Source organism: Halothiobacillus sp. (assembly GCF_027346185.1).
In the GTDB taxonomy this organism is placed as follows: domain Bacteria; phylum Pseudomonadota; class Gammaproteobacteria; order Halothiobacillales; family Halothiobacillaceae; genus Halothiobacillus.
In genome coordinates this window covers 1-2,815 of the sequence record NZ_DAIESY010000152.1, presented here as the reverse complement: position 1 = coordinate 2,815, position 2,815 = coordinate 1, and the positions used below count along the sequence as shown (strand labels likewise).

The 2,815-nt window shown below is 56.9% G+C and carries 4 protein-coding genes and 1 pseudogene; 4 read left to right on the top strand and 1 reads right to left on the bottom strand.

All coding sequences use genetic code 11. The annotated features are described in order from the left end of the window. Window positions 1-148: 148 nt before the first annotated feature. Window positions 149-403 carry a hypothetical protein gene (locus tag M7R55_RS10835; protein WP_298220436.1) on the bottom strand — a complete coding sequence of 85 codons (255 nt, stop codon included), beginning with the start codon at window positions 401-403 and terminating at the stop codon, window positions 149-151. On the opposite strand from M7R55_RS10835, the gene M7R55_RS10830 reads away from it, so the two are divergent. From M7R55_RS10830 to M7R55_RS10815, 4 genes and pseudogenes are all read left to right on the top strand, one after another. Continuing rightward, window positions 402-614, top strand: coding sequence for a hypothetical protein (locus tag M7R55_RS10830; RefSeq protein WP_298220434.1), 213 nt, complete (start codon window positions 402-404; stop codon window positions 612-614). The genes M7R55_RS10835 and M7R55_RS10830 overlap by 2 nt on opposite strands. Before the next feature lie 369 nt (window positions 615-983). Further along, window positions 984-1,091: pseudogene (locus M7R55_RS12290) on the top strand (hypothetical protein); the annotation flags it as partial. A gap of 67 nt (window positions 1,092-1,158) precedes the next feature. Continuing rightward, the gene (locus M7R55_RS10820; RefSeq protein ID WP_298220431.1) at window positions 1,159-2,613 is read left to right on the top strand and encodes a Fic family protein; all 1,455 of its coding nucleotides are present in this window, start codon (window positions 1,159-1,161) and stop codon (window positions 2,611-2,613) included. Next, the gene (locus tag M7R55_RS10815; RefSeq protein ID WP_298220429.1) at window positions 2,610-2,780 is read left to right on the top strand and encodes a hypothetical protein; all 171 of its coding nucleotides are present in this window, start codon (window positions 2,610-2,612) and stop codon (window positions 2,778-2,780) included. The genes M7R55_RS10820 and M7R55_RS10815 overlap by 4 nt, the downstream gene beginning before the upstream one ends. The last annotated feature ends 35 nt before the right edge of the window (window positions 2,781-2,815 follow it).

The window sequence follows — 2,815 nt, the reverse complement described above, 5'->3', positions numbered from 1 at the left end:
GACCATCAGTAACGCAACGAAACCGGTGCGGCTGTCGGTGATCCAGTGCAACATGGACGTTCCTTTCTGCTTACACGCCGATCATATAGCGGATTTTGGCGGATTGGCAGCTTGTTGCATACAAAAATCAATTCTTCCCCTGCTCCACCTACCAGCTCCCCGGAAGTGAGGTGGATTTCACATCATGACGAACGTACGCCCATTCCCACGAAAGCCTAAAGGCAAAAACGCCCGCAAGCACAACATCGACGCGTCGCTCACCCTTGCCGATCACAATGGCGAACCGGTGGACGTTCTGTTCATCGTTATCAACGGCTGCGGCATCTTTCTCTCTACGGATATTCCCGATGATCCGGACGACCACCGCTACTTCATAGAGCCTGGTCAGGACCCCGCATGCCATGTATCAGGACTTCTGTGCCACCATTCAGGGCGCGGTGGATGGCATGCGTCCCTATCCGCAGGACGCCTATGAGTCGGCCCACGCTATTGAGATCATGAACAAGCTCACCAACAGCAGTGATATCCCCGTCGATCACGACGGTCCGCGGATTTGGTCGAGGTGTCCTGAAATGCAGGAATGGAGGTATCGATACCACGAAGCGGGCAGTTAACGGTGTTCTCGCATGGCATCCTTCCTGTGATAATGCCGTTCAGACGTTAGCGCCCATCCTGCTCGACTCATGGTAGGATAGGGCCTACATCCACGCAACGTCACATGGATGTTGAGGCATTTAAAAGAGGTATGAATTGGAGCTTAGTCACAATGTCTGCGCCATGGTCTATTGAGAACCCAACCAAACTGACAGCGATCAAACGACTCATCGGCGGTATCGGTGATCTCAACAGTAAATTGATCTTGTTGGTCAGTGAGAGAGGCAAAACCAGGCTGCTGCGCGAATTGGACGATGACCTGGACCAATCGGTAGCCATCTGGCAGCAAACCCTGGTGGCGGAGAACCTGAAAGACCCGTTCAAGCACGATGCTTGGGGGGCTGGAAAAAATCTCGGTCAAGGGCTGCGAGATCAAGCAGGCGCCGCTGTACGGCGGCTCGCCGGCCATTCCGAAGGACTTGCGCAAGCATTTCGATACCTTCTTGAACGAGTGCTGCACGGGCAACGACCCCACCAAGCCGGGTTTTGTGATCGAGCGAACCCATGACCGAGGCCGAACTCCTGCAAACGTTGGCGCGCGGCGAGGACAGCCAGCACCAGTTCAAGCGCGATTTCACCAACGCCGACGCGCTGGCAGCGGAGTTCATCGCGTTTGCCAACAGCATGGGCGGCCAGTTGTGTGTGGGTGTGGCGGATAACGGACAGATCACGGGGCTCACGTCAGCGGACGTAGCCCGGCTCAACCAATTGCTGTCCAACACAGCTTCGCAAAATGTGCGTCCGCCAATCAATCCTGTCTCGGACAACGTCCAAACCGTACACGGTCTTGTCATGGTTATCACCGTGGCTGAGGGCTTGAACAAACCATATGTGGATACCCAAGGCCGCATCTGGGTCAAAAGCGGTGCCGACAAGCGCCACGTCACCGCGCGCGAAGAAATGCAGCGATTGTTTCAGGCCGCCGGGCTGGTCTATGCCGACGAAGTGCCCGCTCGCCCGGCAACGGTTGACGACATAGATGCAGTGACATTTGCCCAGTATTTCAGCCAGCGCTACCGCAAACCGGCCGAAGCCACCGGCCAGTCCCTGTCGCAGCTACTGCAAAATCTCAACTTGGCCCGCTATGGTGTACCCAATCTGGCAGGCTTGCTGCTGTTCGGTAAAGCGCCGCAGATCCTGAAACCAGCATTCGTTATTAAAGCTGTCGCCTTTCCCGGTACCGTGCTGCATGACAGCCGCTACCTGGACAGCGAAGACCTCGACGGCAGCCTGCCAGAGCAATACCGGCGAGGTATCGCCTTCATCAAGCGCAACCTGCGTCATGTGCAGGGCGAGCGGGGCTTCAACAGTCCCGGAATGCTCGAAGTGCCCGAAGATGTATTCGAGGAACTGCTGGTCAACGCACTGGTGCATCGCGACTACTTCATCAGCGCACCTATCCGCCTGCTGATCTTTGCTGACCGAGTGGAGATCATCAGCCCCGGTCATCTGCCCAACCACCTGGATACCGAGCAAATCCGCTATGGCTTATCCAATCTGCGCAATCCGGCACTAGCATCGCACGCCTTTCATATGCTGCCCTACCACGGGTTGGGCAGCGGCATTCCCCGCGCCACAGCCGCATGGCCGAAGATCGAGTTGATCGACGATCGACGCGGCAACCAGTTCAAGGTCATCGTGCACAGGCCCGAGCCGAACAACCGAGTCGTAGAATCGGCAGGGATGGGCGTGACGGAAGTCACCGGGGAAGTCACCGGGGAAGTCCACAGACTCATCTCCGTGATGTCTGGAGAGATGAAACGCCTGGAAATCCAGGATGCACTGCGTTTGAGGCACGAGGAGCACTTCCGGGATACCTACTTGCTCCCGGCACTCGCGGCGGGTGTGATCGAGATGACCCAACCGGACAAGCCGCGCAGCAGCAAGCAACGTTATCGGCTCACCGCACACGGACTGGCACTACTCGCCGAAAAAAACAACAAGGGAACCGAACCATGACGGTTACACTGCGGCGCATCCAGCGCAACATCCGTACCGTCATCAATTACCTGCGTACGGTCGTCACGGTCGTCAATGTCCAACCGCGACCTTCATCCCTTTCCACTAACGCCACACCTAGAACGGCTTTGCCCAGCTCTACCCAACCACCGGCCATCGGCCTATAATGTCTCATGCTGAGACAGTTGGAGCAGACCTTACC

Excerpts from the sequence above, each read along its gene's own strand:
- M7R55_RS10830 (WP_298220434.1), top strand. The coding sequence starts at position 402 with ATGTATCAGGACTTCTGTGCCACCATTCAGGGCGCGGTGGATGGCATG.
- M7R55_RS10835 (WP_298220436.1), bottom strand. The coding sequence starts at position 403 with ATGGCATGCGGGGTCCTGACCAGGCTCTATGAAGTAGCGGTGGTCGTC.
- M7R55_RS10820 (WP_298220431.1), top strand. The coding sequence starts at position 1,159 with ATGACCGAGGCCGAACTCCTGCAAACGTTGGCGCGCGGCGAGGACAGC.
- M7R55_RS10815 (WP_298220429.1), top strand. The coding sequence starts at position 2,610 with ATGACGGTTACACTGCGGCGCATCCAGCGCAACATCCGTACCGTCATC.